General features: G+C 63.5%; 27 protein-coding genes and 1 riboswitch. Of the genes, 16 read left to right on the top strand and 11 right to left on the bottom strand.

Annotated features, from left to right (window positions below; translation table 11 throughout):
• Positions 1–57: 57 nt before the first annotated feature.
• On the top strand, positions 58–657 hold the full coding sequence (locus V1279_RS00265; protein ID WP_334431448.1) for a L,D-transpeptidase: 600 nt from the start codon (positions 58–60) through the stop codon (positions 655–657).
• A gap of 54 nt (positions 658–711) precedes the next feature.
• Entirely contained in the window at positions 712–1,752 is a 1,041-nt protein-coding gene (locus tag V1279_RS00260; protein ID WP_334431447.1) for an amino acid ABC transporter substrate-binding protein, read from the top strand.
• A 130-nt stretch (positions 1,753–1,882) separates the two neighbouring features.
• Here V1279_RS00260 and V1279_RS00255 read toward each other — a convergent pair whose 3' ends face one another.
• Positions 1,883–3,022: an acyl-CoA dehydrogenase family protein gene (locus tag V1279_RS00255; protein WP_334431446.1), complete on the bottom strand. Its 1,140-nt coding sequence runs from the start codon at positions 3,020–3,022 to the stop codon at positions 1,883–1,885.
• Between the two features lie 154 nt (positions 3,023–3,176).
• Positions 3,177–4,361: an acyl-CoA dehydrogenase family protein gene (locus V1279_RS00250; RefSeq protein WP_334431445.1), complete on the bottom strand. Its 1,185-nt coding sequence runs from the start codon at positions 4,359–4,361 to the stop codon at positions 3,177–3,179.
• 160 nt (positions 4,362–4,521) lie between these two features.
• On the opposite strand from V1279_RS00250, the gene V1279_RS00245 reads away from it, so the two are divergent.
• Together V1279_RS00245 and V1279_RS00240 are read left to right on the top strand one after the other, a co-directional pair.
• Complete coding sequence (locus V1279_RS00245) at positions 4,522–5,067, top strand: carboxymuconolactone decarboxylase family protein (protein ID WP_334431444.1); 546 nt, start codon at positions 4,522–4,524, stop codon at positions 5,065–5,067.
• Between the two features lie 163 nt (positions 5,068–5,230).
• The gene (locus V1279_RS00240; RefSeq protein ID WP_334431443.1) at positions 5,231–5,725 is read left to right on the top strand and encodes a VOC family protein; all 495 of its coding nucleotides are present in this window, start codon (positions 5,231–5,233) and stop codon (positions 5,723–5,725) included.
• A 35-nt stretch (positions 5,726–5,760) separates the two neighbouring features.
• On the opposite strand, the gene V1279_RS00235 is transcribed toward V1279_RS00240, so the two are convergent.
• From V1279_RS00235 to V1279_RS00220, 4 genes are all read right to left on the bottom strand, one after another.
• Positions 5,761–6,987, bottom strand: coding sequence for an MFS transporter (locus tag V1279_RS00235; protein WP_334431442.1), 1,227 nt, complete (start codon positions 6,985–6,987; stop codon positions 5,761–5,763).
• 119 nt (positions 6,988–7,106) lie between these two features.
• Positions 7,107–7,463, bottom strand: a complete 357-nt coding sequence (locus V1279_RS00230; protein ID WP_334431441.1) for a nuclear transport factor 2 family protein — start codon at positions 7,461–7,463, stop codon at positions 7,107–7,109.
• Positions 7,464–7,489: 26 nt separating this feature from the next.
• On the bottom strand, positions 7,490–8,737 hold the full coding sequence (locus V1279_RS00225) for an MFS transporter (RefSeq protein ID WP_334431440.1): 1,248 nt from the start codon (positions 8,735–8,737) through the stop codon (positions 7,490–7,492).
• Between the two features lie 204 nt (positions 8,738–8,941).
• Positions 8,942–9,436 carry a type II toxin-antitoxin system HicB family antitoxin gene (locus V1279_RS00220; protein WP_334431439.1) on the bottom strand — a complete coding sequence of 165 codons (495 nt, stop codon included), beginning with the start codon at positions 9,434–9,436 and terminating at the stop codon, positions 8,942–8,944.
• Positions 9,437–9,529: 93 nt separating this feature from the next.
• On the opposite strand from V1279_RS00220, the gene V1279_RS00215 reads away from it, so the two are divergent.
• The gene (locus V1279_RS00215) at positions 9,530–10,399 is read left to right on the top strand and encodes a protein-L-isoaspartate O-methyltransferase family protein (RefSeq protein WP_334431438.1); all 870 of its coding nucleotides are present in this window, start codon (positions 9,530–9,532) and stop codon (positions 10,397–10,399) included.
• A 15-nt stretch (positions 10,400–10,414) separates the two neighbouring features.
• Here the strand turns inward: V1279_RS00215 and V1279_RS00210 are convergent, their stop codons facing one another.
• Together V1279_RS00210 and V1279_RS00205 are read right to left on the bottom strand one after the other, a co-directional pair.
• The gene (locus V1279_RS00210) at positions 10,415–11,101 is read right to left on the bottom strand and encodes a DUF938 domain-containing protein (protein ID WP_334431437.1); all 687 of its coding nucleotides are present in this window, start codon (positions 11,099–11,101) and stop codon (positions 10,415–10,417) included.
• Positions 11,102–11,147: 46 nt separating this feature from the next.
• Positions 11,148–11,513 (bottom strand): ArsR/SmtB family transcription factor, encoded by a 366-nt coding sequence (locus tag V1279_RS00205; RefSeq protein ID WP_334431436.1) that lies wholly within the window; start codon positions 11,511–11,513, stop codon positions 11,148–11,150.
• 254 nt (positions 11,514–11,767) lie between these two features.
• Between V1279_RS00205 and soxC the strand changes: the two genes are divergently transcribed.
• The 10 genes from soxC to V1279_RS00155 all read left to right on the top strand — a co-directional run bounded on the left by soxC (position 11,768) and on the right by V1279_RS00155 (position 19,516).
• Complete coding sequence (gene soxC / locus V1279_RS00200; RefSeq protein ID WP_334446112.1) at positions 11,768–12,976, top strand: sulfite dehydrogenase; 1,209 nt, start codon at positions 11,768–11,770, stop codon at positions 12,974–12,976.
• On the top strand, positions 12,960–13,631 hold the full coding sequence (locus V1279_RS00195) for a c-type cytochrome (protein ID WP_334431435.1): 672 nt from the start codon (positions 12,960–12,962) through the stop codon (positions 13,629–13,631). Before soxC ends, V1279_RS00195 begins: the two co-directional genes overlap by 17 nt.
• Before the next feature lie 62 nt (positions 13,632–13,693).
• Positions 13,694–14,020: a sulfur oxidation c-type cytochrome SoxX gene (gene soxX, locus V1279_RS00190; RefSeq protein WP_334446110.1), complete on the top strand. Its 327-nt coding sequence runs from the start codon at positions 13,694–13,696 to the stop codon at positions 14,018–14,020.
• 27 nt (positions 14,021–14,047) lie between these two features.
• A complete protein-coding gene (soxY, locus tag V1279_RS00185) occupies positions 14,048–14,542 on the top strand; it encodes a thiosulfate oxidation carrier protein SoxY (protein WP_334431434.1) in 495 nt (164 codons plus the stop codon).
• An 84-nt stretch (positions 14,543–14,626) separates the two neighbouring features.
• The gene (soxZ, locus tag V1279_RS00180) at positions 14,627–14,938 is read left to right on the top strand and encodes a thiosulfate oxidation carrier complex protein SoxZ (protein WP_334431433.1); all 312 of its coding nucleotides are present in this window, start codon (positions 14,627–14,629) and stop codon (positions 14,936–14,938) included.
• The gene (gene soxA / locus V1279_RS00175; RefSeq protein WP_334431432.1) at positions 14,935–15,801 is read left to right on the top strand and encodes a sulfur oxidation c-type cytochrome SoxA; all 867 of its coding nucleotides are present in this window, start codon (positions 14,935–14,937) and stop codon (positions 15,799–15,801) included. Before soxZ ends, soxA begins: the two co-directional genes overlap by 4 nt.
• Entirely contained in the window at positions 15,798–16,115 is a 318-nt protein-coding gene (locus V1279_RS00170; protein WP_334431431.1) for a hypothetical protein, read from the top strand. The genes soxA and V1279_RS00170 overlap by 4 nt, the downstream gene beginning before the upstream one ends.
• 26 nt (positions 16,116–16,141) lie before the next feature.
• A complete protein-coding gene (soxB, locus tag V1279_RS00165; RefSeq protein WP_334431430.1) occupies positions 16,142–17,890 on the top strand; it encodes a thiosulfohydrolase SoxB in 1,749 nt (582 codons plus the stop codon).
• Positions 17,887–18,348: a DsrE family protein gene (locus V1279_RS00160; RefSeq protein ID WP_442894709.1), complete on the top strand. Its 462-nt coding sequence runs from the start codon at positions 17,887–17,889 to the stop codon at positions 18,346–18,348. Before soxB ends, V1279_RS00160 begins: the two co-directional genes overlap by 4 nt.
• A 127-nt stretch (positions 18,349–18,475) precedes the next feature.
• Complete coding sequence (locus V1279_RS00155) at positions 18,476–19,516, top strand: MBL fold metallo-hydrolase (protein ID WP_334431429.1); 1,041 nt, start codon at positions 18,476–18,478, stop codon at positions 19,514–19,516.
• Between the two features lie 87 nt (positions 19,517–19,603).
• Here the strand turns inward: V1279_RS00155 and V1279_RS00150 are convergent, their stop codons facing one another.
• Genes V1279_RS00150 through V1279_RS00140 form a run of 3 tightly spaced genes read right to left on the bottom strand, consistent with a single transcriptional unit; the run spans position 19,604 to position 22,262 of the window.
• Positions 19,604–20,440, bottom strand: coding sequence for an ABC transporter substrate-binding protein (locus V1279_RS00150; RefSeq protein ID WP_334431428.1), 837 nt, complete (start codon positions 20,438–20,440; stop codon positions 19,604–19,606).
• Complete coding sequence (locus V1279_RS00145) at positions 20,440–21,222, bottom strand: ABC transporter ATP-binding protein (protein ID WP_334431427.1); 783 nt, start codon at positions 21,220–21,222, stop codon at positions 20,440–20,442. Before V1279_RS00145 ends, V1279_RS00150 begins: the two co-directional genes overlap by 1 nt.
• Positions 21,219–22,262, bottom strand: coding sequence for a FecCD family ABC transporter permease (locus V1279_RS00140; protein WP_334431426.1), 1,044 nt, complete (start codon positions 22,260–22,262; stop codon positions 21,219–21,221). The genes V1279_RS00145 and V1279_RS00140 overlap by 4 nt, the downstream gene beginning before the upstream one ends.
• Positions 22,263–22,399: 137 nt before the next feature.
• A riboswitch (cobalamin riboswitch) is annotated at positions 22,400–22,598 on the top strand.
• 112 nt (positions 22,599–22,710) lie between these two features.
• Between V1279_RS00140 and V1279_RS00135 the strand changes: the two genes are divergently transcribed.
• On the top strand, positions 22,711–24,987 hold the full coding sequence (locus V1279_RS00135) for a TonB-dependent receptor (protein WP_334431425.1): 2,277 nt from the start codon (positions 22,711–22,713) through the stop codon (positions 24,985–24,987).
• The last annotated feature ends 84 nt before the right edge of the window (positions 24,988–25,071 follow it).

Here is a 25,071-nt window from a genome sequence, read left to right as displayed (position 1 = left end):
CCCTGAGATTTGATGGTTCCGCTGATTTGGCCAACGCGCCATGAGGAGAGCTCTGCGATGACGAAATTTCGGTACCTGATCTGGATGGTGATCGCTGCAGGCGGTCTGGTCCTTTCGGCCCCGCAGAGCCAGGCGCAGACGCGACAGCCCGACGTCGGCGACCAGCCGGGGCTGATCGCGGACGATGCTGTCGAACTCGATCCGCAGTTCAGGAAGACGGCGGTGCTCTATCGCACCAACGAAGCGCCGGGCACCATCATCGTCGCCACGGCCGAACGCCATCTCTATCTGGTTCAGGGCAATGGCCGCGCGCTGCGCTACGGCATCGGCGTCGGCCGCGAGGGATTCCAGTGGCAGGGTCTCGTCAACATCACGCGCAAGGCGGAGTGGCCGGACTGGACACCGCCGCCCGAGATGATCGCGCGCCAGCCCTATCTGCCGCGCTTCATGGCCGGTGGGCCCGGCAATCCGCTCGGCGCGCGCGCGATGTATCTCGGCACCACCGTGTATCGCATCCACGGCACCAATCGGCCTGACACCATCGGCACCGCCGTCTCTTCCGGCTGCTTCCGCCTGGTCAACGCCGACGTCGCCGATCTCTACGAGCGTGTCCCGGTCGGCACCAAGGTGATTATCCGGCAAAAGCCGGAACTGTAATTGCGACGCGGTCTCTCAAGCCGATCCATCTCCCTGAAATTGTGAGTTGAAAAAATGCTACGGACATTCCGAGGCGGCCTCCTCATCGGGCTGGCGGTCGCAATCGCGATCGCGGCTATCGCGATCACCTATGAGCGTTACGACACCAAGACCCTGAAGCGGACGATCCGCCGCGGCGACGTGCTGTGCGGCGTCAACAAGGGCCTGCCCGGCTTCTCGATTCCCGACGACAAGGGCGACTGGACCGGCTTCGACGTCGATTTCTGCCGCGCCGTAGCCGCGGCGATCTTCGATGATCCCAAGAAGGCGAAATTCGTGGCCCTCGACGCCAACGAACGCTTCAGGGAGCTGCAGAGCCGCAAGGTCGACATCCTCTCCCGCAACACGACCTGGAGTATGTCGCGCGAGAGCAACTACGCTCTCTACTTCCCGGCGGTCGCCTATTATGACGGCCAGGGCTTCATGCTGCCGCGCTCGCGCAACATCGATTCCGCGCTGGACCTCAACGACAGCAAGGTTTGCGTGCAGGAGGGGACGACGACGGTGCTCAACGTCGCCGACCATTTCCGCGCCAACAACATGAAATACACCGAGGTAAAGTTTCCCAAGCTGGAAGACGTGCTCAAGGCCTATGAGTCCGGCAAGTGCGACACCTTCACCGCCGACGTCTCCCAGCTCTACGCGCTCCGCTTGAACCTCATCCAGCCGAGCGACCACGTCATCCTGCCCGACGTCATCTCCAAGGAGCCGCTCGCACCCGTGGTGCGTCAGCGCGACGACGACTGGATGATGCTCGTGAAGTGGACGCTGTACGCGATGATCAACGCCGAGGAACTCGGCATCACCTCGAAGAACATCGACGAGGCGATGAAGTCGAAGAAGCCCGATGTGATGCGGCTGGTCGGCACCGAGGGCGCCTACGGCGAAGACCTCGGCCTGAGCAAGGACTGGGCCGCCCGCATCATCCGCCATGTCGGCAATTACGGCGAAGTCTACGAGCGCAATGTCGGCGAAGGGTCGAAGCTGAAGATCCCGCGCGGACTGAACTCGCTCTGGAGCAATGGCGGCATCCAGTACGCCCCGCCGATAAGGTAAGTAAGTCCCTCAGCCGTCATTGCGAGGAGCGCAAGCGACGAAGCAATCCATACCTCACCAGCGGCGCTATGGATTGCTTCGCTTCGCTCGCAATGACGGCGAGACGGCTGCGCGTGATGCGCTCTGACTCTCAATAACTCTTCATCCGCGCCAGTTGGTCGGCGTGGTAATTGCTGTCCCCGAACAATTCCTGGCACACCCGCGCGCGCTTCATGAAGAAGCCGATATCGAACTGGTCGGTCATGCCCATGCCGCCATGCATCTGCACGCCCTCCTGCACCGCCAGCGTTGCCGTGGTTCCGGCGCGGGCCTTTGCAACTGCGACAGCGGCACCGGCGTGCTCGAAATCGCCGTCAAGCGTCTGCAGCGCCTTCAGGACGGCCGCGCGGGTGATTTCGATATCGATGTAAAGCTGCGCAGCGCGGTGCTGCAGCGCCTGGAATTCACCGATCAGCTTGCCGAACTGCTTGCGCTCCTTCAGATAGGTGACGGTGCGGCCGAACACCTCCTCGCTCAGGCCCACCATTTCGGAGGCCACCGCGCCGCGGCCGATATTGAGCACGCCTTCCAGCAGCGCCCCGCCCTGATCGACCTCACCGAGCACATGGTCCGCGTCGACCTCGACATGGACGAATTCGATTCTGGCGGCGTTATGCGCATCGACCATCACGATGCGTTCGACTGCGACGCCTTTGGCCTTGGGATCGACCAGGAACAGCGTCAGTCCGTTGCGCTCACCGGCCGCACCGCCGGTCCGCGCCGCGACGATCAGAAGATCGGCGGTGTGACCGTCGACAACAAGGGCCTTGGCGCCGTTCAGCATGAAACCATTGCCGGAACGCGCGGCCTGCAGTTTAGTCTGCAGCGGGCGATGCTTTGCGCCTTCATCGATCGCGAGCGCGGCCAGCAGCGAGCCGTCGGCGATCTTCGGCAGATGCGCTGATTTCTGCGCCTCGCTGCCGCCGCGCGCCAACGCGGAGGCCGCCAGCACCGCGGTCGACAAGAACGGCGACGGCATCAGGGTGCGGCCGATTTCCTCCATCACCACGCCGGCCTCGACACAACCGAGTCCAGAGCCGCCGAAATTCTCCGGCACCAGCAATCCGGAAAAGCCCATCTCGGCAAACGCTTTCCAGAGGTCGCGGGAAAATCCCGTGGCGTCCTTGCTGTCGCGCAAGCTGCGCAGATGCGCCACCGGCGCCTTGTCGCTGATAAGGCCGCGCGCGCTGTCGCGCAGCATGGATTGTTCTTCGGTAAGGACGAGTGCCATTGATGAATTCCGGTAATGCTGACGTTGATCGACTAGTCTTGATTTCAGGCAGTCGTCATGCCCGGGCTTGACCCGGGCATCCACGTCTTGGCCACACTGGCAAGAAAGACGTGGATGGCCGGGACAAGCCCGGCCATGACGGCGTGGAGCGCGCTCACGCCCCCGGCAGATCGAGGATGCGCTTGGCGACGATGCCGAGCATCACCTCGCTGGTGCCGCCTTCGATCGAGTTGGCCTTGGTGCGCAGCCAGGCGCGCGGGCGGGCGCCGCCTCGGGAGCGCTCGCTTTCCCATTCCAGCGCATCGATGCCGCCCGCCGACATCAGGATTTCGTGGCGGCGCTTGTTGAGTTCGGTGCCATAATATTTCATCGCCGAGGAAAACGCCGGATGCGACTGCCCGGCTTTCGCCAGATCGACCGCGCGTTCGGCCGCAGCGCCAAGTGCCGCCTCGTCGATTTCGAAGGTCGAGATCTGGCTGCGCAGCATCGCATCCTCCAGCCGGCCCTGCTCGTCGGCGCCGACGGAATCGGCCGCGACCTGGCCGAGCGGCCGGCCGACGCCGCGCTCACCCATCCCCGAGATCATCGCGCGCTCATGCTGCAGCAGGTATTTCGCGACATCCCAGCCGCGGTTGACGGTGCCCACTACATGCGATTTCGGCACGCGGACATTGTCGAAGAAGGTTTCGCAGAACGGCGAATAGCCCGAGATCAGGAGAATGGGCTTGGTCGACACACCCTTCGAAGCCATGTCGAACAGAATAAAACTGATGCCGTCATGCTTCTTCGCCGTGGGATCGGTGCGCACCAGGCAGAAGATCCAGTCGGCGTAGTTCGCGTATGACGTCCATATCTTCTGGCCGTTGATGATGTAGTCGTCGCCATCGCTCTCGGCGCGGGTCTGCAGCGAGGCGAGGTCCGATCCGGCGTTCGGCTCGGAATAGCCCTGGCACCAGCGGATCAGGCCCGCGGCGATTTTTGGCAGATGCTCCTTCTTCTGCGCCTCGTTGCCGTACTTCAAGAGCGCCGGCCCGAGCATCCAGATGCCAAAACTAGACAGCGGCGAGCGCGCGCCCATCACCGCCATCTCCTCGCGCAGCACCTTGTGCTCCGCAGGCGCGAGCCCTCCGCCGCCATATTCCTTCGGCCAGTCGGGCACGGTCCAGCCCTTGTCGCGCATCCGCTCGAACCAGATGCGCTGCGGCTCGGACGAGAATTTTGCGTTACGCCCACCCCAATACGTGTCGTTCTCCGAAGTCATCGGACGGCGCATCTCCGGCGGGCAATTGGCCTCCAGCCAGGCGCGGGTTTCACGGCGGAATGTTTCCAGATCGGACATGATGGCGTTTCCATGTGGGATGTTGGAGCTGACCTTAGCCCTCGCGTGGTGGAATTCAATATATGTCTGATGTCAGCCCATGCGGTGCCGACGGTAGTCATGACGCCCGATCGGGTGTATGCGCAAAGCCGTGACGATTGAAAAACAAGAGGAAACGGGCATGCGGTTGAAGTTGCTTTCGCCTGGCGAAATGAGCACCGACCAGAAAGAAACCTACGACGAAGCGATATCAGGCAAGCGCGGCGCCCCGCCCGCGCCGATGATGGCCTGGCTCAACAGCCCGGAGATGGCGCGGCACGCCACGCGGCTCGGCGAGCAACTGCGATTCAACACGATCTTTCCCGCAAAGCTTTCCGATATCGCAATCCTCGTCACCGCGCGGCACTGGACCTCGCATTACGAATGGTTCGCGCACAAACGACTGGCGTTGAAAGGCGGCATGGATCCGAAGATCATCGAGGACATCCGCGACCGCCGCACGCCTGTGTTCGATGACCCCAAGGGCAGGATGATCTACGACGTCGCCAAATCGCTGCATGAGGGTCACGGCGTGTCGCAGGCGCTGTATGATGAAGCCGTGAAGGTGCTCACCGAACGCGGGATCGTCGAGGTGATCGGGCTGTGCGGCTACTACACCATGGTGTCGATGACGCTGAACACGTTCGAGTTCGGATTGCCGGATGGAGAGGTGTCCGATCTTGCGTGATTGCAGTCCGTGACTACGTGTCCCGGACGCAGTGCAGCGCTTCTTCAGCGGTGCACTGCAGAGCCGGGACCCATGCCAGCTCCAACCAGGCCCCGGCTTAGCAGCGCACCGCTTTCGCGCTGCGCCGCATCCGGGGCACGCCAGCCGCTCGAAGGAAAAACCCATGCCCCCAACCCCACCCATCAATTCCGGCACCCGGATCGGGCATGTCCATCTCAAGGTCGCCGATCTCGAACGCGCGCTCGCCTTCTATTGCGGCGTGCTCGGCTTTGAGGTGATGCAGCGCATGGGCTCCGGTGCCGCATTCATTTCGGCCGGCGGCTATCACCATCACATCGGGCTCAACACCTGGGAAAGCAAAGGCGGCCATCCGCCTCCGCCTGGCACCACCGGGCTGTTTCACACCGCCATTCTCTATCCCACGCGCCCGGCGCTGGCGGATGCGCTGTATCGCGTGATCGAGGCCGGCATCGAACTTGATGGCGCCAGCGACCACGGCGTCAGCGAGGCGCTCTATTTGCGCGATCCCGACCAGAACGGCGTCGAACTCTACCGCGACCGGCCGCAGGAGGAATGGCCGCGCGCGGAGGACGGATCGCTGGCGATGTTCACGAAACGGTTGGATCTTGAGGATTTGCTGCGGCAGCGGGAAGCGTAGTTTTGTAGCCCGGATGAAGCGCAGCGAAATTCCGGCTACGCGCTTTTTCCGCGCCCCCGAATCATGATCAGCGCCGCCGCCGTCAGTTCCACCGCGATACAGCCATAGAACGGCAGCGTATAGCTTCCCGACAGATCGCGCAGCAGGCCGACCACGCCGGGCCCAAATGCGTAGGTGATCTGGTTGATCGCCGTGATCAGGCTGACCAGCACGCCGAACGAACGCGGTTCGAACTCGCGCTGCACGATCAGCGCCGGCAGCGTAATCAGATTGCCGACCGAGAAGCCGAACAGCGCGCAGGCGGCCATCAGCGCGTAATCATTGTGGACATTGATCACGACAAGGAGCGCGACCGCCTGGCTGACGAAGGAGAGCGAGGATGCCAGCCGCTGGTTCATCCGGTCGATCACGAACGAAAACAGCACGCGGCCGACCACCGCCATCGCCGTCAATAGCGCCACCGCAATCGCCGCCTGCTGCCGCCCGATCACCGAATCCAGAAACGCGATCAGGTGCACGATGAAGCCGACCTGCGCAAACAGCACCAGCGCGAACGCCGCTGACACCGAGAGGAAGCTGATATCGCGAAACGCCCGCGCGCGAATTTGCGTCGGCGACGGCGCATCAGCGGCTTCGATCTCACCGACGCTTGCAGGGACCGGCGGCCGTCCGACGGACAGCAGGATCACCGGAACCATCACCGCGACCATCACGACCGCCGACGCAGTCATCGCGCCGGAAAAGCCGAAATAGCCGATCGCCATGATCAGCAGCGGCACGCCGGCGATGCCGCCAAAACTCGCGCCGTTCAGCGCCAGGCTGATCGCCATGCCGCGCTTCTTGTCGAACCAGAGGCCCAGCGTATTGGTGATGATGCCGAGGCTGGTGCCGGCCCAGCCGAACGCCAGCACGGCGTTGGCGAGGTAAAGCTGCCAGGGCTCGCGCACCTGCCCGATCGAGATCGCCGCCGCCGCCATCGCCAACGTTCCCGCGACCAGGCAATTGCGCGGGCCGAACGCCTTGATGGCTTCGCTGACGAACGCGACCAGCGCGGCGCCGAACAGATAGAAGAACGTCGTGCCGGATGAGATCAGCGATGCCGGCCAGCCGTGCAGCCGCTGCAGTTCGGCGACATAGACGCTCTGGCCATAGAAGCCGAGCCCCCAGCCGAACGTCGCCAGCAGAAAACAGACGACGACGATGCGCCAGCCGTCGTAGCGGATCGAGGTTTCGTCGCGAGGGGAGCAGTTGAGCGCGTCCAAAAGAGGCCTCTTCGTTTCTGCCGCGTCATTGCCGCGCTTGCCCGGCACATGTCGGCAACAGCGAACAAAGCTGCAAGGGCCATCAATTCGACGGACACCGAACTGTCAGCAGGTGGCAACTACGGCTTCGACGGGTCGTAGAAGAACCGCTCGCGAAAGACCCTGTCGCCGCGCCATTCCTGCAGCGCGACTTCGTCGAACCGGCCGGTCTTGCCGGAACGATAGACGAACTCGAACACCCAGTTGATCGCGACGCGATCACCCTCGACCACTGACGCCACACAGGTTGACGTCACGCTCTTGACCCGTTCCAGCACCGCGCGCTCATGCGCCACCAGGACGTCGCGGCCGACCCGCGGCGGCGCCGCGTTCTCCTGCATGCTGGCGTCTTCGGTGTAGAAGCGCTCGATCGCGCCGGCGTGGTCGCCGGAGACGACGGCGGCAATGAACTCATCGAGACGGGCGCGCGACGGCATGGGGCCTCCTGCAATCAAATTGAAGATCAGATACCCGGACCGGGAATCTCGTTGACCGCCTGCAGCTTCGCCCGGCGCTTTGCGAATGACGCCAACGACAGCACCGCAAGGCCGAGCAGCACCGGCGGGAACACCACCATGTTTACCATCGACCAGCCGTAATGCGCCAGCAACTGGCCGGACGAGAACGAGCCGAGCGCCATCATCCCGAACACCAGGAAATCGTTGAAGGCCTGCACCTTGTTGCGTTCCTGCGGCCGATGCGTCTCCAGCACCAGCGCGGAGGCGCCGATAAAAGCAAAATTCCAGCCGACGCCGAGCACGATCAGCGTCGCCCAGAAATGCATTGCGGTGATGCCGGCAAGACCGATTCCCGCGGCTGCAGCTTCCAGCAGCAGGCCGACGGCAACGATCTTTGGCGCGCCGAAGCGCGCGATCAGCGAGCCCGTGAAGAAGCTCGGCCCGTACATCGCCACGATGTGCCACTGAATGCCGAAATTGGAATCGCTGACGGTCAATCCGCACATCTTCATGGCGAGCGGCGCCGAGGTCATCACGAGATTCATCATGGGGTACGCAATCACCCCGCACAGCGCCGCCGCAATGAAGCGCGGCTGCCGCGCGATCTCGAACAGCGGCCGGCCGCCATGCATATCTGACGGCGCCGGCTTTGGCGCATCGACGCCCCACAGCACCGCCATCGCCACCAGCGCGACGAAGGCCTGCACCACGAAGCTGAACGCAAACAAATAAGGCGGCCAGATATCCATGGTCCACTGCACGAGCTGCGGACCGAGCACGCCGGCGAACACGCCGCCCGCCATCACCCACGACACCGCCTTCGGCCGGAACGCGGTGCTGGCGCCGTCGGCGGCGGCAAAACGATAGGACTGCGCTACCGCGCCGTAGAGACCGCCGAGAAACGTCGCGCCGCAGAACAGCCAGAACGAAGCGTGCAGGACGGCGATGGCGGCGAGCGCGCCGGTCAGCACGCCGCAGAACGTGCCGATGATGAAAGCGGTGCGGCGGCCATAGGCGCGCGAGATCGCGCCGGTCGGCAGCGTGCCGGCGGCGAGCCCCAGCACATACATCGATAGCGGCACGGTGGCGAGCGAGATGCTTGGCGCCAGCGTCGCGCCGACGATCGAGCCGGTGGCGAAGATGACAGCCGAATTGGCGCCGGTCAGCGCCTGCGCCGCGGCGAGCCGCAGCACATTTGCGCGCGCACGTGCGTCATTGGCGATCTCTTCGGTAGCAATGGTAGTATCCAACATCGGCAATTCCGCCCCGGCAGGCCCCGGGGAGGGAGCCGCATCAATTAATTCCGCGGCACTATGAAGAGGTGAGGCTGCGCGATCAACCGGCGCAAACGGGCGCACGCTATGCGAGGGGCGCAAGATGCCTGTCGTGGGAAATGTTTCGTTGGACCGAAGAAGGGCGAGCGTAGCTCACCCGCTCTCTCTGCCGAAAACGCCCTTTCAAGGCCGCTTCCTGCCCGATCTCCTTTCGGCTCGCACTCCACCCGTCTTGTGGACCTTCGAGCGAGGATCCGCGACGCCGGGGTGCGGAAAACCCGGACTCCAATCAAGCGCAATCGTAGCGGCGAAGCCGAAGAAGCTGGAGCGGCTCATGCCAAGCTCGGTGGCGCGCTTGTCGATCCGCGCAATCAGGCTCTTCGGCAAATAGACGTTGACCCGCTCGGACGGATCGGGCGGATCGACCCCGACGATGAAATAGGCGACGACGTCGGCCCCCTTGGGCAACGCGATCTGCTCGATCGGCGTCGGCTCCGGCAGCGGCCTGCCCTGCTCTGCCATACCATCCACCGCTCGCGCCAGCGCGCCCTCCGCTTTCTCGATCGCCTCTTCCTGCGATCGCCCACCGGCAACGCAGCCCGGGAAATCGGGAAACCACGCGCCGAGCGCCCCGCGCCGGCCGCGCTCCAGCACTGCCGGATAGAGCCGCTTCTTCAATCTGGCCTCCCCGTGATTGTTATGCTATTTAACACACCCGTTAGTGTGTCAAATCACACATCTTATGTAACATAACCTGAGATGGAGGGCAAAATGGACGCGCAAGCCGAACTCTGTATCATCCGTGCGGCCTACGCGAAGCAGGTCCTTGCCGCTGCCAACGTGGTGGATGCGCGCGTCACGCAGGCGTTTGCGGCCATTCCCCGCGAGGATTTTCTCGGCCCCGGACCGTGGCTGGTGCGGCGGTGGCTACGTGACTATGTTTCGACACCCGACGCCGATCCCCTCTATCTCTATACCGACGATCTGGTCGCGCTCGTGCCCGAGCGTGGCCTCAACAACGGGCAACCGTCGTTGCACGCCTATCTCATTCACCAGGCCTCACCCGCCGCAGGCGAACACGTGGTGCATGTTGGAACGGGCACTGGCTATTACACCGCGATCCTGGCGCATCTCGTCGGGCCGTCGGGACGGGTGACGGCAATCGAGTATGATGGGGCTCTCGCCGCGCGAGCCAAAGCCAACCTCGCTCTATACGCAAATGTCGCCGTGATCGAGGGCGACGGCACGCAGGTGCCGTTCGATGACGCCGATGTCATCTATGTCAATGCCGGCTGCACACGGCCTGCCACACGCTGGCTCGACGACCTCGCCGATGGCGGCCGCCTGATCATGCCGATGACGTCGGATGAGGGATTTGGCGGCATCGCGCCGGAGCGCACGGCGAGCGCCGGCGCGGTGTTCCGAATTGAGCGAAGGGGCGCGGACTATCTTGCATACTGGATCTCGCCAGTTGCGATCTTTCCCTGCGCCGGCAGCCGCGACGAGGCGTCCGAACAAGCGCTTGCCGAAGCCTTTACCCGTGGCGGCTGGCAAAAGGTCACACGACTGTACCGAGAGCAGGACGTTCCCGACGAGCGCTGCTGGCTTCGCGGTCAGGGATGGTGCCTCGCCTACAATTGACGTACCGAAAGTCGCTTACGCCGACGTGGCCGTTCGCCCGAAGACCAGAATCAGGTTGTTGGCAGGCATTGGCACGGTTTCGACCAGTACAAGGCCGACCGTCGCAGCGAGCTTCTCGACATCGGCGATATCGCGCACACCCCATTCGGCGGCCTGCTGGCGAAGGCTGGTGTCGAACACGGCATTGCTCATCGCGGTGTGCTTGCCGTCGCGCTTGAAGGGGCCGTAAAGAAACAACCGACCGTCAGCGCGCAGATATCGCCCCGCGCCGGCGAACAGGCCCTCGGCGACGCGCCAGGGTGCGATGTGGATCACGTTGGCGCAGAACACCGCCAGCAATTCGGCAGGACCGCCGCCGGCTTGCATGGACAAAGACCATGCGGGATCGGTGAGATCGATCCGCTGCGGCGGACGAATGTTCGGCAGTCCGGCATGCGCGCGCCACGCTTCGATGCTTTTCAGGTGCGCGTCGTTGAGATCGCTCGGCCACCAGGTGATGCCGGGGGTGTGTTTTGCAAAATGAACGACATGCTGGCCGGTGCCGCTGCCGGCCTCCACGACGTCACCGGACTTGCCGGCGAGGAATCTCTGCAGCACCGCCCAGATCGGCGCATGGTTGCGGTGGAACGCCGCCGCATCGAGCCGGCCGTCCGGTTCGACCGGCCGGCCATCCTTGCCGAATTCCACCACATATTCGGCCATTGCCGCCTCGCCTGAAAATCGTTGTGGGCCTGAAACGCCGCAAGCGTCACTTCAGTTCGCCGCAATAAATCTCTTTCAGCACCTGCAGCAGGCGCAACGCGCGCTCGTCGGCAACCCGATAATGCAGCGTCTGCGACGTCCGCCGGAATTCGACCAGGCCATCGGCGCGCAATTTCGCCAGATGCTGCGACAATGCGGACTGGCTCAGCTTGACGATGCCGACGAGTTCCCCGACCGTCATCTCACCGCGCACGGCGAGAAAACAGAGGATCAGCAGGCGCTTTTCGTTGGCGAGCATTTTCAGGAGTTGCGCGGCTTCGCCCGCCTGCTTCGCCAGCTTCTTCAGCGCCGCCGCATCGTCGGCGCCGGGGGCGGATGGTGTCTCTTTGGCTGCCGCCGCGGCTGCTCTCATAGCATCAAATCCGGGATGGTTTTCCGTGCCTGCGAAGCACACATAACATACTAACGTCCCGACCATTGTTTAGCATTGACTAAATTAGCAAATGTCGATATCGGTTCAAAAAAGCAAGAAATGATGCGGCGATGTGGCCGTGAGGGGAAGAAAACGTGCGGCATAACCCGTTACGCAGCAAACTTGCTCTCTCCGATCTTGTCGGCTCGGACGCGCTCGTGGGGCGACGCAGCTTTCTCACCCTCGGCGCGGCGCTGACCGGCAGCCTCGCCCTTGGCGGCAAACCCGTAATCGCCGACCCCGCGCAGGAGGCTCCCCCCGCAGACGCCCCCTGGTCGCAATCGATCGGCGCAGGCGTGGTCGACCAGCCCTATGGCCGGCCGGCGGATACCGAAGCTTCCGTCATCCGGCGCAACGTCCCCTGGCTCACCGCCAGCGCGGAATCGTCGGTGAGCTTTTCGCCGTTGCAGGACCTGCACGGCATCATCACACCCAATGGATTATTCTTCGAGCGCCACCACGCGGGCCGGCCCGACATCGATCCGGCGCAGCACAAGCTCATGATCCACGGGCTGGTCGAGCGCCCGCTGCTGCTCACCATGAAGGACATCCTGCGTTTCCCATCGATATCGCGCATTCATTTCATCGAATGCCCGGCCAATGGCGGCATGAACTGGCGCGCCGCGCAGATGAACTCGCTGCAATTCAGCCACGGCATGGTCAGTTGCGCCGAATGGACCGGGGTCAGGCTATCGACGCTGCTGGAGGAGACAGGCGTCAAGAAGGAAGCGAAGTGGGCGATGGTCGAAGGCGCCGACGGCGCGCACATGAACCGCAGCCTCCCGCTCGACAAATGTCTCGACGATTGTCTCGTGGTCTACGCGCAAAACGGCGAGGCGCTGCGGCCCGAACAGGGCTATCCGCTGCGGCTGGTGGTGCCGGGCTGGGAAGGCAACGTCAACATCAAGTGGCTGCGCCGGATCAAGCTCGGCGACAAGCCGTGGCACTCCCGCGAGGAAACCTCGAAATACACCGACCTGATGCCGGACGGCACCTCGCGCGGCTTCACCTGGCTGATCGACGCCAAATCCGTCATCACCTTTCCCTGCCCTGAAAAGCCGCTCGACGGGCCCGGCCTCTATGAGATCAGGGGACTGGCCTGGACCGGCAACGGCAAGGTCAGGCGCGTCGACGTCTCCGTGGACGGCGGCGTCAACTGGCAGAGCGCGCGGCTGCACGAACCGGTGCTGTCGAAAGCGCTGACGAAATTCACCCTGCCCTGGCGCTGGGACGGCCGCCCGGCGCTGGTCGCATCCCGCGTCATCGACGAGACCGGTTACGTGCAACCGACAATTGCGGAGCTGCGAAAGCAGCGCGGCTCGAACTCGGTCTATCACAACAGTTCGATCCAGACCTGGCAGGTCAAATCAGACGGAAGCGTCTTCAATGTACAGCTCGCGTAAGATTTGCCTGCCGATCGTGGCCATCCTGCTTGCGGCCGGAGGCCTCGCAGGCGCGGCCGAGCCCGGCTATTTCGGTTACGGCAGCGTGGCGACGCCGGCACAGATCGCCGGATGGGATATCGACGTGCGCGGCGAAGACGGAGCAGGCCTGCCGCCCGGCAAGGGCACGGTTGACCGGGGCGCCGACGTCTATGCCGAGCAATGCGCCGCCTGTCATGGAACCTTCGGTGAAGGCGAAGGCCGCTTTCCCAAGCTGGTGGGCGGCGTGGGATCGCTCCGGGACGAGCGCCCGGAGCCGACGGTCGGCAGCTACTGGCCGTTTGCCCCGACCCTATGGGACTATATTAACCGCGCCATGCCGATGGCCGCGCCGCACACATTGTCAGCGGACGACGTTTATGCTTTGACCGCCTATATTCTGAGCCTGAACAATCTCGTCCCCAATGAATTCGTTGCCGATCGCAACAGTTTGCCGAAAGTCAAAATGCGCAATCGCGACAATTTCACATGGACCGACCCGCGACCTGATACGATGGCCAAACCGTGCATGAACGCATGCCTCGGTGCCGCCGGTGTCAGGATATCGTCGACGGCCGAGGGCAGGAGCCTGACGCCGCGCACGACCGGACCGCTCGACACGATGCAACCGAAATAGAAATTACGGAAACGCCTGTGACCGATCATTCTCCGACGAAATCCGCAAAGCTCCCGGCGTTCATGCTGGCGCTGGTGATCGGCGCTTTCGCTTCCAGTGGCACCGCGCAGGCGCAGTCCGCGGTGGACGAAGGCCGCAAGCTCGCCTTCGACCGCAGCAAGGGCAATTGCCTGACCTGTCACGCCATCAAGGGCGGCAACCTGCCCGGCACGATCGGGCCCGAGTTGGTCGACATCAAGAGCAAATATCCCAAGCGCGAGGATCTCGTCGCCATTCTCAACGACGAGACCCTGCGCAATCCGCTGACTGTGATGCCTCCGTTCGGACGCAACCGGATCCTGACCGAAAAGGAGATCAACGCGGTGGTGGATTTCCTGCAAACACTTTGAACGCTGCGCGCTTCAGGAGATTTTTGGATGAGTACTATCGAGAATGAATTTTCGGGGACGCGGCGGCTGATTCTGAAAGGCGCCGGCGTGGTGACGCTGATCGGCCTTGGCGTTGTCCCTCTCGACCTCTCGAGGGCGTTCGCGGCGGCCAACGACAAATATCCGGAAGAAGCCTTCAAGCAGAAGAGCGACGCCGACGCTATCAAGCTGCTCTACGGCAAGACTGCCGAGCCTTCGGACAAGGTGAAGATGGACGCGCCTGAAATCGCCGAGAACGGCGCCGTGGTGCCGATCTCGGTCTCTACGACGCTTGCCGATGTGACTTCGATCGCGTTCCTGGTCAGCGAAAATCCAAACGTCCTGATCGCGAAGTACAGCATTCCCGCCGGTACGATCCCGAGCGTGGCCAACCGTATCAAGATGGCGAAGACCAGCAATGTGACGGTGCTGGTGGAAGCCGGCGGCAAACTCTATAGCGCCAGCAAGGAAGTGAAGGTCACCGTCGGCGGCTGCGGCGGCTAACGGGTAGCGCGCATGATCCGGAAAGGTGGGCACCGGTTTTCCGACAAGATCATGGGCCAAATAATGGGCTAGGAGAAAACTCAGATGGCATCCACTATTCGCGTGCGCGCAACTTCGAGCGGCGAGACGACCGAAGTACAGGTACTGATCCAGCATCCGATGGATTCCGGCTTCGTCAAGAACACCAAGGGCGAGACCATTCCGCCGCACTTCATCCAGCAGCTCACCTTCGAGCATGACGGCAAGAACGTGTTCGCCGCCGACTGGGGCGGTGGCATCTCCAAGGATCCCTATGTCAAATTCGCCTTCAAGGGCGCCAAGAAGGGCGACGAGTTAAAGATTAGCTGGGTCGACAGCAAGGGCGCGACCGATACCACCACGGCGAAGATCCAATGAAGCTGCGATCCGCGATCTATCTGGCTTCCGCCGCGCTTGCGCTCGCGGCTCTGACGTTGGCGGGCGCGCTACCCTCGGGCGCGGCCGACACGGTCGATCCGGTCGCCGACGCCAAGGCGTTCAGGAAATTTTTCACCGACAAATTCCCGAAGGTCAAACTCGAGGATTTCGTCAACGGCCCCTATTCGATGAACGAGGACCTGTACCGGCAGTGGCAGGACAAGGAGCAATTCCCGCCCTACGAGTTCGCGCTCGAAATGGGCAAGGAGATGTTTTCCAAGCCGTTCAAGAACGGCAAGAGCTATGAGGATTGCTTCCCCAATAAGGGCATCGGCGTTCGCCAGAACTACCCTTACTTCGACGAGAAGGAAGGCAAGGTCATCACGCTCGAACTGGCTCTGAACCGCTGCCGCGAGGCCAATGGTGAACCGCCGTTCTCCTATGTGAAGGACGAAATGGCTGCGCTGACCGCCTATATGGCCTTCACCTCGCGCGGCAAGCCGATGGACATCAAGATCCCGAACGATCCGCGCGCGCTCGAAGCCTATGAGAACGGCAAGGAATATTTCTACACGCGGCGCGGCCAGCTTAACTTCTCCTGCGCCACCTGCCATGTGCAGAGCCCGGGCGAGCGAATCCGCGCCGAAATCCTGGCGCCCGCGCTCGGCATCGTCAACGCGATGCCGATCTACCGCTCGGAGTGGAGCGGCATGGGGACCACCAGCCGGCGCTTCACCACCTGCAACAGCCAGATCCGCGGCGTACCGCTCAGCCCGCAGGACGATGAATATCGCAACGTCGAATACTATTTGTCCTATGTCAGCAACGGACTACCGATATCGGGTCCGGGAGCGCGGCCATGAGGAACAGGACGCTCAAATCCGCATTGGTTCTGGCGCTGCTTGCCGCGGGCGGGACATCCGCGCTTGCCGCAGGCTCCGAGGACGACTTCAAGGCGGCGTACGCCGCGGCTGAAGCCGCCAACAAGGAGGCCGGCAAGCTGCGCAACCAATGGACTACCACGGCGTCGACGCTGGCGGCGGCGAAGAAGGCGGCTGATGCCGGCGATTTCGACAAGGCCACCGCGTCGGCCAAGGAAGCCGAGGCCCTGGCCAAGGCTTCGATCTTCCAGGCCACCAGCGAGAAGACCCGCTGGAGGGATATGGAAATTCGCTGAAACTGTTACGACGCGCTGAGACCCGCATGACCATCCGCCGCCGCGATTTCCTGACGCTAGCGGGCGCAGCCACCCTGTCCGGCAGCCTGCCACGGCTGGCGCGCGGCGCCGAGAATGCGGGCGTTTACGATCTCGAGCGCTTCGGCAATGCCCGCATCCTGCACACCACCGATACCCATGCGCAGCTCAGGCCGGTGTTCTTCCGTGAGCCGAGCGTCAACCTCGGCGTCGGACCGATGCGCGGCAACCCGCCGCATCTGGTCGGGCGGGCGTTTCTCGATCGCTTCGGCATCCGGCCCGACAGTGCCGACGCCTATGCTTTCACCTGCATCGAGTTCGAGAAAGCCGCCGGAAGATTCGGCAAGCTCGGCGGTTTTGCGCATTTGAAGACATTGGTCGACCGGATGCGCAGCGAGGCCGGCGCAGGGCGCGCGTTGTTGCTCGACGGCGGCGATCTCTGGCAGGGCAGCGGCCTTTCCAACACGCTGCAGGGCGCCGACATGGTGGATGCGGCCAACCTGCTCGGCATCGAGGCGATGACCGGTCATTGGGAATTCACCTATGGCGAGAAGGCGCTGCGCGCCAACCTCGAACGCTTCAAGGGCGAATTCCTCGCGCAGAACGTCTTTCTCACCGAGGAAGCCGCCTTCAACGACGCCAAGGCGTTCGATCCGGCCTCGGGGCGCGTCTTCAAGCCGTCCGTCATCAAGGAGATCGGCGGGCGTCGTGTCGCCGTGATCGGTCAGGCGTTCCCCTATGTGCCGATCGCGCACCCGAAGCGTTTTACGCCGGACTGGAAATTCGGCATCCGCGACGAGGAACTGCAAAAGCTCGTCGATACCCATCGCAACACCGACAAGGTCGATGCCGTCATTCTGCTCTCGCATAACGGCATGGATGTCGATCTCAAGCTCGCCAGCCGCGTCACCGGCATCGACGTCATCCTCGGCGGCCACACCCACGACGCCGTGCCGCAGCCGATTCCCGTGATCAATCCGGCGGGCGTCACGCTCGTCACCAATGCCGGTTCGAACGGCAAATTTCTGGCGGTACTCGATCTCGACATCGGCAAGGGCAAGGTCAGCAATGTGCGCTACCGGCTGCTGCCGGTGTTCTCGGAGCTGCTGAAGCCCGATCCTGCAATGCAGGCGCTGATCGACAAGACGCGCGAGCCGCATGCGGCCAGCCTCGACGAGAAGACCGGTGTGGCCGACCGCCTGCTCTATCGCCGCGGCAATTTCAGCGGCAGCATGGACCAGCTCATCTGCGACGCGCTTCTCGGCGAATTGAACGCCGAGATCGCGCTGTCGCCGGGTTTTCGCTGGGGCACCACCGCGCTGGCAGGCCAGCCGCTGACGATGGAGGACGTGCTGGCGCAGACCGCCGTCACTTATCCCGAGACCTACATCCAGACCATGACCGGCGGCCAGATCAAGGACATGCTGGAAGACATCTGCGACAATCTCTTCAACACCGATCCGTATTACCAGCAGGGCGGCGACATGGTCCGCGTCGGCGGGCTCGCTTACGCATGCACGCCAGCCGAATCCGTAGGCAAGCGGATTTCCGATGTGAAGCTCGACAACGGCCGTGCGCTGGAAGCCGGCAAGCGTTACAAGGTGGCGGGTTGGGCCTCGGTCAACGAGCAGACCGGCGCGCCGATCTGGGATGTGGTCGCCAGGCATCTCCGTTCAGGTAAGCCGCCCAATCGGGCGCCGCCGGGCGTCACGCTGAAAGGCGTCGAAGACAATCCGGGCATTGCGGGAAAGGGATGAGCGGTTTTTCGACCATCATTCGCACCATGGCCGCAGCGGCATTGATCGCAGCGGCCGCTTCCGATGCCCGCGCCCAGCAGGCACCGTTGCAGGACAAGCCGTTTGCGGAGCACAAGATCGTGCTGCAGCTCTCCGACAACGACCCGCGCAAGCAGGGACTCGTACTCAGTGTCGCCAGCAACCTGATGAAATTCTACGATCCCGACAAGGTCGCGATCGAGGTCGTGGCGTTCGGGCCCGGCATCGAGCTGCTGCGCCCGGAAAATCCCAACCGCAAGATGGTCGAGAGCCTGGTGGCGCAGGGCGCGCGTTTCGACATCTGCCTCAACACCGTCGATACGCTTGAACGCGAGAACGGCAAGCGGCCGGAGTTCATATCAGCGGCAACGCCGGTGCAGGTCGGCGTGGCGCAGATTTTGTTTCTGACGGAGAATGGGTATACGCTGGTGCGGCCATGACCGCCGCCACCCAAAGCATGGATTGCTTCGTCGCTAACGCTCCTCGCAATGACGTGAAGAGCAGGGCTGGAGCTACATCTGGCCCTGATGTGGTATTGTCGGAGATCAACTCGCTGCGGTATCGGCCATGATCTTTCGTCAGCTCTTCGATAGCGTTTCGGGCACTTACAGCTACCTGCTGGCGAGCCGTGCCGGCGGCGAGGCTTTGATCCTCGATCCCGTGCTGGAAAAGGCAGACCGCTACTGCCAACTCCTGCGCGAGCTCGATCTGCGGCTGGTGAAAGCAGTCGACACCCATCTGCACGCCGACCACGTCACGGGCCTCGGCGAACTACGCGACCGCACCCAGTGCATCACCATCATGGGCGAGCAGAGCAAAGCCGACGTGGTGTCGATGCGGGTCTCCGACGGCGACAAGGTGATGATCGAAGGTCTGAGCCTCGACGTCATGTACACGCCCGGCCACACCGACGACTCTTACAGCTACCTGATGGGCGATCGCGTCTTCACCGGCGATACGCTGCTGATCCGCGGCACCGGCCGCACCGATTTCCAGAACGGCTCTTCGCGCGCACAATATGAATCGATTTTCAACCGGCTGCTGAAACTGCCTGACGAAACCATGGTGTTTCCCGCCCACGACTACAAGGGCGACACGGTTTCCACCATCGGCGAGGAGCGGCGTTACAATCCGCGGCTGCAGGTGCGCTCGGTCGACGAATATATCGAGCTGATGGCCAACCTGAAGCTGCCGAACCCCAAGATGATGGACGTCGCGGTGCCCGCCAATATGCATGTCGGCCTGCACCAGGAGGAGCTTGCCAGGCAGGGGCTCGCGCTGTCCGCCCGCGACGCGATCAACAATCTCGGCCGGCCCGACATCCTGCTGGTCGATTTGCGCGAAACCAGCGAACGCGCCAAGCACGGCACGATCTCAGGCGCGCTGCATGCGCCCTACCCCGGCATCGCCGAGAGCCTCAAGCCCGGCGGCATGCTGCGCGAAGTCGCCGCCGCCACCGGCCGCCGCGTGGTGTTCTTCTGCGCCTTCGGCGAACGTTCCGCGATGGCGGTAGCCGCCGCCAAGAACGCAGGGCTGGCCAACACCGCGCATATCGAAGGCGGTATTGACGCGTGGAAGAAGATCGGCGGCCCGGTGGTGACGGGTTGAAGATCGTAGCCCGGATGGAGCGCAGCGAAATCCGGGGCGACGTAAAAAGATTCCCGGATTGCGCTTCGCTCCATCCGGGCTACGAATTCATTTTCCCACCCGCTGCACCTCCGCCGTCAGCGCATCGAGCGCATCCGCCAGCAACACGCCGCCGCACTCGGTCATGCGTTCCGGAATCACGATGCGCTTTTCCGGCGGATAGAAGCGCCCCAGCGCCGGATGCAGAAGAAATGCCTGGCCGTCGTCCCGTGCAGTGTCGCCGGCCTGCGAAACCACGATGAAATCGGGTCTCAAGTTCACGATCGCCTCCAGCGAGGCAAATCCACCGAAGGCGAAGCCAAGATCGCCGGCCGCGCTGCGCAAGCCAATTTCACTAAGCAGCGAACCGACAAAGCTGTCGCTGCCCGCCACCCAGCCGCGCCGCGACAACGGCAGCACGCGATAATGCCGTTCTGAGACCGCCCGGCGAGCGCGCGCCAGCGCCGCATCGAGCCGCGCGATTGCCACAGCCGCGCGATCCGGGTGCCCGGTGATATCGCCGGCCTCGCGGATCTGCTGCCGCGCTTCGTCGAGGGTCCGTGGCACCGCGAGTTCGGCGAGACGAAGCCCCTTGGCCTTCAACAGCTCCCGCGTCGAACGCTTGTCGAACGCGCTGGTGACGACGATGTCGGGCCTGATGAGCAGAACGTCCTCGGCTCCTCCTGATAACACCGGATAGCGGCTGATGTCGCCCGCCTGCGATTGCCAGCCGTCCCGCGAAAACCGGCTCAATCCCAGAATCTGCTCGGGGTCGGCAAGCGTCAGCAGCAATTGATCGGTGCAGACATTCATCGACACCAGGCGCGGCAGATTGGCGGCCGACGCGGCGCTACCCGGCAACGCGAGCGCCATTATCGCGACCAGAAGTGCCCGCCGCCGTCGCATCAGATATCCGCCCACGGCACGATCACCGCTTCGCGCTGGTACTCCGCGCGATAGGCCGAGATCCGGAACACATCCGCCATCACCTGCTCGGACAGCGCCTCTGCCAGCGCACCCTGCGACACCAGGCGGCCTTCACGCAGCACCAGCACATGGTCGGCAAACCGCGCCGCGAGGCCGAGGTCATGCGTCACCACGATGACGAGCACGCCGTTGTCGGCGGTCGCGCGCAAATTCTTCATAACGTCGATCTGGTGCCGCGGGTCGAGCGAGGCGGTCGGCTCGTCCGCCAGAATAACCGGCGCCTCCACCGCCAACGCACGGGCCAGCGCGACGCGGCTGCGTTCGCCGCCGGACAATTCGGTGACGCGGCGATCGCTGAACGCCATCACGTCGACCGCCTGCATCGCCCGCAGCACCGCATCGGCATCTTTCGGCGACAGGCGCGCCGGATCGGTCGCGCCATGCGGATAGCGGCCGAGCGCCACGATATCGCGCGCCGGCAGCGGCCAGTGCACGACATGCCCCTGGGGCAAATAGCCGAAGCGTTTTGCCCTTTCGCGCAGTGGCAGCGACGACAAGGTTTGGCCGCCGATCTCGATCTCGCCCTCGGACGGGATCAATCCCGCCAGTGCCCGTAACAGCGTGGTCTTGCCGGCGCCGTTCGGCCCGACCAGCGCCACCAGATGTCCAGCTTCCAGCGCCAGCGAGACGTCTTTCAGCACGACGCGGCCGGCGAGCCGCACGCCGAGTCCCTTTGCGATCAGAAGCGCCGTTTCGCTCATGCGACCCCTCCGCCGAGCGAGCGGCGCTCGCGCATGATCAGATAGAGGAAGAACGGAACGCCGATGATCGAAGTCAGCACGCCGACCTTGATATCCGATGTCGAGGGAATGATGCGCACCGCAATATCGGCCGCCAGCAACAGCGCCGAGCCTGCGAGCGCGCTCGGCACCAACAGCCGCCCCGGGTCGTGGCCGATCAACGGCCGCATCAGATGGGGTGCAACAAGCCCGATGAATCCGATGGTGCCGGTGACGGCGACCGCGCCGCCGACGCCGAGCGCGACGCCCGAAATCACGAACAGCCGCAGACGTCCGACATCTACACCGAGGCTTTGCGCGGTTTCCTCGCCCAGGCTCAGCGCGCGAAAGGCATGGCGCTGGCTGAACAGCATGGTCGCACCGGCAATGATAAACGGCAGCGCAAGGAAAACGTGCTGAAAGCTGCGATCCTCCAGCGAGCCGAGCAGCCAGAACGCGATCTCCAGCACCACGAACGGGTTGCTGGAGAGGTTCATCACCAGTGCGGTGGCCGCGCCGGCAAAGCTCGAAATCGCAAGCCCCGAGAGAATGAGGATCAAAAGCCCCGCATTGCGGCCGGCGATCGAGAGCAGCACGAACACCGAAACGAACGCCGCACAGATCGCCGCGACCGGCAGCGCGTAGGAGCGCACGTCGGCCAGCCCCAGCGCGATCACCAGCACGGCGCCGAACGCTGCCGATTGCGGCGCGCCGAACAGCGAGGGCGAAGCCAGCGGATTGCGCAGCAGGCCCTGCAGCGACGCGCCTGATAGCCCGAGGATGGCGCCGATCGCCAGCGCCAGCAGCGTCCGCGGCAGGCGGATTTCGCGCACGATAACCTGCGCCACGTCGCTGCCGCCGCCGAACAGCGCTTCCGTCACCGCAAGCGGCGACAGCCGCACCGGCCCGATGCCGAGCGAGATCAGCACCAGCAGCACAACGAGAACGGCAAGCGCCGCCGTCGCGCCGATCCGGCGGCGCGCGGCATCCTCGTTGGTCACGGTTACGGCCTCAACACTCATCGATCGTCCTAAAGCAGTTTTACCCGCGCCCCGGTACAGGAGCGCAGGCAGGCGTGCTCATGCGGCAAAAATAGCGCACTCGCCCAGTGAGGACCGCGAGCGCGCCCAAGGCGGATTGACTCGGACTTTGACAAACTTCTACCATAGTTCCCGACGGTTCCCGTTTTGGGGATCAAAAGGGAATGCGGTGCGGGGAAGCTCCCCTATTCCGCGGCTGCCCCCGCAACTGTAAGCGGCGAATCCTTCGTCATAGGCCACTGGGAATCTCGGTCCTGGGAAGGCGACGAAGGGTAGCGACCCGCGAGCCAGGAGACCTGCCGTCAGCCGTGGTCACACGCGAAGATGTCGGTCGGGGAGTACAGGCATTAGCTTCACCTAAGCTGTGTTAGCACATGGTGAGACTTGGTTCGCTGTGACGTGCCACTGACGTCATACCGAGGTCTGAACCATGTCTTCCACCAGCGCCACGCGGCAGCGCCGCTTCTGGCTTGCCTCCAGTTTCCTGATAACCACCGTATCGCTTGGCATTTCCGGCGCAGAGGCGCAGCAGACGACGGTCGAGCAATTGCCGCCGATCGAGGTCACCTCGCCCACCGATCCGAACCGGACCCGCGCCAAGCCAACCTACGACGAGGGATCGACGTCACGCCGCGTCGTGCCGGCGGCTGCGCCGTCGACCGGCACGCGGCCCGCCGCCGGGCCCGGCTCGAACGTCGCATCGCAAAGCGCCTCGCAAGGCGCGGACGGCAGCGGCGGCCGGCAGTTTTCAGGCATCGTCGGCACGGCGGCGACCGTTATTACCGCCGAAGAGATAGCGCATTCGCCCGCACAAACGTTGCAGGAAATCATCGCGCAAACGCCCGGCGTGCAGCTGACCAGCCTGTATGGCGGCGTCAACGGCGCCAAGACCAGCGTCGACCTCCGCGGATTTGGCGCGTTCGCGACCTCAAATACCCTGGTTCTCATCAACGGCCGAAGGCTCAACGACATCGACATGGCCGGCGTCGATTTTTCGACCATTCCGCGCGATTCGATCGAGCGCATTGAAATCACGCGCGGCAACAGCGGCGCGGTGCTCTACGGCGACAATGCAGTCGGCGGCGTTATCAACATCGTCCTGAAGAACGGCGTCGGCGGGCCGCCTGTCGCCATGCGCGCCGAGGCCGGTGTCGGCTCCTTCAATCAGCGCATGGCGTCGGTTTCGACTGCGCTTAACTCGGGACCGTGGTCGACGTCGTTCTACGGCAACGCCATCAAGTCCGACGGCTATCGCGCCAATAACGCGCTCGACCAGCGCAACGGCGTCGGCAATCTCAACTACACCACGCCCGACCTCAAGGCCTTCCTTACGGTGACTGGCGACGACCAGAAGCTCGGCTTTCCGGGCGGACGCACCGTCGATCCCTCGATCGGGCTAAATCAGCTCGTCACCGATCGCAGGGGTACAAATACGCCGTTCGATTACGGCAACCAGCAGGGCGCCAGCGCGACCGCCGGCTTCACCAAGACCCTGTGGAACGGCGCCGAACTGATCGTCGATGGCGGCGTCAGAGACAAGAAAACGCAAAGCGGATTCTTCGGCGCGATACCGTTTGCATCGCCACTTCCGAGTTTCTCCTCCACCTATAATGACGCGTCATTGCAGACCTGGTCGATCACGCCACGATTGAGCATCAAGAACTCGATCCTCGGGGTGCCCTCACATATCCTGACCGGCATCGATTATTACGATGCGACGTTCCGCCAGGACCGCGGGGCGTTCAAGGGCCTTGCGCCGACCCACATCTACGATCTGTCGCAGCAGACGCTGGCCGGCTACTGGCAGCACACGGTAGGCCTGTTGCCGACGACCGATTTCTCCTATGGCGCCAGGATTCAAAACACCAGCCTGAGCGCCCGGGATCGGTTCGACGCCAACGCGCCCGGTTGCGCCATGTTCTTTAATTGCAGCGATCAGGCCTCGCCGCTGGACAGCAACGAGACGCAATACGCCTTGCACGTCGGGCTCGAGCACCGGCTCAACAACACATTCTCGCTGTTTGGCCGCGCCGCGCGCGCGTTCCGTACTCCGACCGTCGATGAACGCGTCTCCAGCGGGCCTTTCTTCGTTCCGGGGACCTTTCAGTTGAAAACCCAGACCTCGCACGACGTCGAGGGCGGTTTTCGCGTCAAGGCCGGCGCATTCCAGATGCAATCGAGCATCTACAACATGGACCTCGAGAACGAGATCCATTTCATCCCGGCGCTGTTCTTCAACGTCAATCTTGATCCAACCCGCCGCTACGGCTCAGAGACCAGTGCGTCGCTGCGCGTCAGTGACACCCTGTCGCTGCGGGCGGGCGCGGCCTATACGCGCGCCGTGTTTCGCGAGGGGCCGTTCGCCGGCAACGACGTGCCACTGGTTTCCCGCTATACAGCCATGGGCGGCGTGACCTGGAACATCTGGCAAAACTATCTGGTGTTCGATGCCACACTCCGCGCCTGGAGCGAACGCATCATGGACAATGACCAGGCCAACACGCAACGGCGTATTCCGGCCGACGCCACCGTCGATTTGAAGCTGAGCGGCGCTTATGAACACTTCTTCTGGTCGCTTAGCGTGAACAACCTGTTTGACGCGCAGTACTACGACTACGCCATCGCCAGCTCGTTCACGCCGGGCCGCTTCTCGGCCTATCCGCTGCCCGGACGGACCTACATGGTGAAGGCTGGCGCGACGTTCTGATCCGACAGCCGGTTCGGCCTCCGGGCCGGACCGGCTTGTTCCGCCCTGACAAGCCAGTATTCTCTTTGGCATATCGCCAGAGAG

This window comes from Bradyrhizobium sp. AZCC 1610 (genome assembly GCF_036924515.1).
Classification (GTDB): Bacteria; Pseudomonadota; Alphaproteobacteria; order Rhizobiales; family Xanthobacteraceae; genus Bradyrhizobium.
This window is presented reverse-complemented; position numbering and strand designations above follow the sequence as displayed.

What these genes read in the sequence shown, in the direction of transcription:
- V1279_RS00265 (WP_334431448.1), top strand. Translation starts at nt 58, where the DNA reads ATGACGAAATTTCGGTACCTGATCTGGATGGTGATCGCTGCAGGCGGT.
- V1279_RS00260 (WP_334431447.1), top strand. Translation starts at nt 712, where the DNA reads ATGCTACGGACATTCCGAGGCGGCCTCCTCATCGGGCTGGCGGTCGCA.
- V1279_RS00255 (WP_334431446.1), bottom strand. Translation starts at nt 3,022, where the DNA reads ATGGCACTCGTCCTTACCGAAGAACAATCCATGCTGCGCGACAGCGCG.
- V1279_RS00250 (WP_334431445.1), bottom strand. Translation starts at nt 4,361, where the DNA reads ATGTCCGATCTGGAAACATTCCGCCGTGAAACCCGCGCCTGGCTGGAG.
- V1279_RS00245 (WP_334431444.1), top strand. Translation starts at nt 4,522, where the DNA reads ATGCGGTTGAAGTTGCTTTCGCCTGGCGAAATGAGCACCGACCAGAAA.
- V1279_RS00240 (WP_334431443.1), top strand. Translation starts at nt 5,231, where the DNA reads ATGCCCCCAACCCCACCCATCAATTCCGGCACCCGGATCGGGCATGTC.
- V1279_RS00230 (WP_334431441.1), bottom strand. Translation starts at nt 7,463, where the DNA reads ATGCCGTCGCGCGCCCGTCTCGATGAGTTCATTGCCGCCGTCGTCTCC.
- V1279_RS00225 (WP_334431440.1), bottom strand. Translation starts at nt 8,737, where the DNA reads ATGTTGGATACTACCATTGCTACCGAAGAGATCGCCAATGACGCACGT.
- V1279_RS00215 (WP_334431438.1), top strand. Translation starts at nt 9,530, where the DNA reads ATGGACGCGCAAGCCGAACTCTGTATCATCCGTGCGGCCTACGCGAAG.
- V1279_RS00210 (WP_334431437.1), bottom strand. Translation starts at nt 11,101, where the DNA reads ATGGCCGAATATGTGGTGGAATTCGGCAAGGATGGCCGGCCGGTCGAA.
- V1279_RS00205 (WP_334431436.1), bottom strand. Translation starts at nt 11,513, where the DNA reads ATGAGAGCAGCCGCGGCGGCAGCCAAAGAGACACCATCCGCCCCCGGC.
- V1279_RS00195 (WP_334431435.1), top strand. Translation starts at nt 12,960, where the DNA reads ATGTACAGCTCGCGTAAGATTTGCCTGCCGATCGTGGCCATCCTGCTT.
- soxX (WP_334446110.1), top strand. Translation starts at nt 13,694, where the DNA reads ATGCTGGCGCTGGTGATCGGCGCTTTCGCTTCCAGTGGCACCGCGCAG.
- soxY (WP_334431434.1), top strand. Translation starts at nt 14,048, where the DNA reads ATGAGTACTATCGAGAATGAATTTTCGGGGACGCGGCGGCTGATTCTG.
- soxZ (WP_334431433.1), top strand. Translation starts at nt 14,627, where the DNA reads ATGGCATCCACTATTCGCGTGCGCGCAACTTCGAGCGGCGAGACGACC.
- soxA (WP_334431432.1), top strand. Translation starts at nt 14,935, where the DNA reads ATGAAGCTGCGATCCGCGATCTATCTGGCTTCCGCCGCGCTTGCGCTC.
- V1279_RS00170 (WP_334431431.1), top strand. Translation starts at nt 15,798, where the DNA reads ATGAGGAACAGGACGCTCAAATCCGCATTGGTTCTGGCGCTGCTTGCC.
- soxB (WP_334431430.1), top strand. Translation starts at nt 16,142, where the DNA reads ATGACCATCCGCCGCCGCGATTTCCTGACGCTAGCGGGCGCAGCCACC.
- V1279_RS00160 (WP_442894709.1), top strand. Translation starts at nt 17,887, where the DNA reads ATGAGCGGTTTTTCGACCATCATTCGCACCATGGCCGCAGCGGCATTG.
- V1279_RS00155 (WP_334431429.1), top strand. Translation starts at nt 18,476, where the DNA reads ATGATCTTTCGTCAGCTCTTCGATAGCGTTTCGGGCACTTACAGCTAC.
- V1279_RS00150 (WP_334431428.1), bottom strand. Translation starts at nt 20,440, where the DNA reads ATGCGACGGCGGCGGGCACTTCTGGTCGCGATAATGGCGCTCGCGTTG.
- V1279_RS00145 (WP_334431427.1), bottom strand. Translation starts at nt 21,222, where the DNA reads ATGAGCGAAACGGCGCTTCTGATCGCAAAGGGACTCGGCGTGCGGCTC.
- V1279_RS00140 (WP_334431426.1), bottom strand. Translation starts at nt 22,262, where the DNA reads ATGAGTGTTGAGGCCGTAACCGTGACCAACGAGGATGCCGCGCGCCGC.
- V1279_RS00135 (WP_334431425.1), top strand. Translation starts at nt 22,711, where the DNA reads ATGTCTTCCACCAGCGCCACGCGGCAGCGCCGCTTCTGGCTTGCCTCC.